The organism is Pseudaquabacterium rugosum (assembly GCF_038066575.1).
Taxonomy (GTDB): Bacteria; Pseudomonadota; Gammaproteobacteria; order Burkholderiales; family Burkholderiaceae_C; genus Pseudaquabacterium; species Pseudaquabacterium rugosum.
In genome coordinates, this window is record NZ_JBBUTF010000046.1 from 1 (window position 1) to 1,857 (window position 1,857).

Annotated in this window: 2 protein-coding genes; one reads left to right on the plus strand and one right to left on the minus strand. The window is 51.6% G+C overall.

What is annotated here, in order from left to right:
• Positions 1–405, plus strand: a 405-nt coding sequence (locus tag AACH11_RS24695) for an ISAs1 family transposase (protein ID WP_341376953.1), incomplete at its 5' end; no start/stop codon positions are given.
• A gap of 280 nt (positions 406–685) precedes the next feature.
• Here AACH11_RS24695 and AACH11_RS24700 read toward each other — a convergent pair.
• Positions 686–1,585, minus strand: coding sequence for a J domain-containing protein (locus AACH11_RS24700; RefSeq protein WP_341376954.1), 900 nt, complete (start codon positions 1,583–1,585; stop codon positions 686–688).
• Between the last annotated feature and the right edge of the window lie 272 nt (positions 1,586–1,857).

Genomic DNA, 1,857 nt, shown 5'->3' on the forward strand with positions numbered 1-1,857 from the left:
GTGGCCTGCGTGCAGTCCATGCGCCAACAGGTGCGTGCAGGGCGCTACGCAGCGCGCGGCGCCGAGCCAGCCCAGCAGAGCTGGCGTTACTACATCAGCTCCGATGTGCTCGACGCGCAGACCTTCAACGCCACCGTCCGGGCGCACTGGTCGATCGAGAACGATTGCCACTGGGTGCTGGACGTGAATTACCGGGAAGATGAGTGGCTGATCCGGCGCGCCCACGGCCCACACAACATGGCCACGCTGCGGCGCATCGCGCAGAACCAGATCAAGCTGGACGTCGGCAAGGGCAGCCAGAAGACCAAGCGCAAGCGCATGGGCTGGAGCGACGACTACCTGCAGGGCTTGTTCGGCCTGACGCCGTGCTCAGCGCTTCAACCACAGGTTACGGCTGTGGGCTAATGCAATCGCCCTGCCGAAGAAGATACCCAGCAGTACCAAACCCGAATGGGACCTATTGCCCAAACCAGTAATAAAGTGCGTCAGTTCCAAACAGGCTAATGTCACAGCAAAAAAACGGGGTAGCCCGGACACTGCCAGCGAAGCACATATGAAAAACGAGCCAGTCCGTCGACGATAAGGAAAAGCGCGCACCGAAACAAAATCATACATCTCAAAGCAAAATTGAAGTTAATTTCATCAAAAATGCCATAAGAAAATAATTTCTGACGAAATTACAAAATCAGACCTTAGGGCAGATATTAATCTTTACCCACTCCACGAACGGGGTATAACCCTTAAATTCAAGAATTTCTCCATTCGGCGCACACATCACCACAACAGCGCCACTCCAAAACCCGACACTTTTTTCTGAGACCTTATACCCAAACGCCCGAGCAAGCTCTATCGATTGGTCAGCATAATTAAAATTAACAAACGCAACCAATTTCAAAAGATGTTCGCGTCGCCTGTGCGCTTCTTCAGTCTGCTCACGGGATCGCAAAACCCCGAACGCTTGCTCCACGTTTTTAATCAATAGCTCCGAATCAACATCGGACCCCATCACATCAACGAGTTTATTCAAACGCAAAGCAGCATCACGCCTCCCAGAATTAATCAATTCCTTCGCAAAACCAACAACAGCATGATCGGATCCAAAATAGACTTCCAAAAATCGACGTTCCATTTCGCGAGCCAATTCATCACGATCCTGGAATTTCTTGGAATCAAGAATTACGGTTACAAACGAGAAGGCGAGCGCCCGCGAGTACTTTTCCAGATTATTCCGCAGCAGCGCCAAATCCGGAAAGACAGACAAAGCAACAGCCCAACGCTCCCCGACCTCCTCAAGCGCAGAATCGAAGGCTGCTTCCACATCGGGATCTAGACAGGAATCAAAAGCACTCCTAAGAGAGGCCAGACGCCTTTCCTCGTCGTACGCCTTTTTTCGCGCAGCATCACCCAAAATCTCATAAGCCTGATTAATTTCCATCATTCGGGAATTCGCCAAACCCTGCTCACCTTGCCATCGATCCGGATGATATCGTTGAGCCAATGCACGGAAAGCAGCACGAATAACTACATCCTCGGCATCGGGCGATATACCAAGATTACGATAGTGATCAATTTTTATGTCAATCATGATTAATACACCCAATCAATAAACCAGAAATTCCATTTGAAGCTACTCAACCAAGACAGCACAGGAACCTATATTTCTACGAGCCGTACGCGCCTTGGCAGCGCGGATGGCGGTGTCAACCTTGAAGTGCAACACCCTGATTTTGCCGTGGCGCCCGTTTGAGCAACTCCGCCTCGACGATTTCCATATAGACCTCGCGCGGGGTCCGGAAGTCGAGGATCTTGCGCGGCCGGTCGTTGAGCATGGCCTCGATGTAGGCCAGCTTCTGCGGC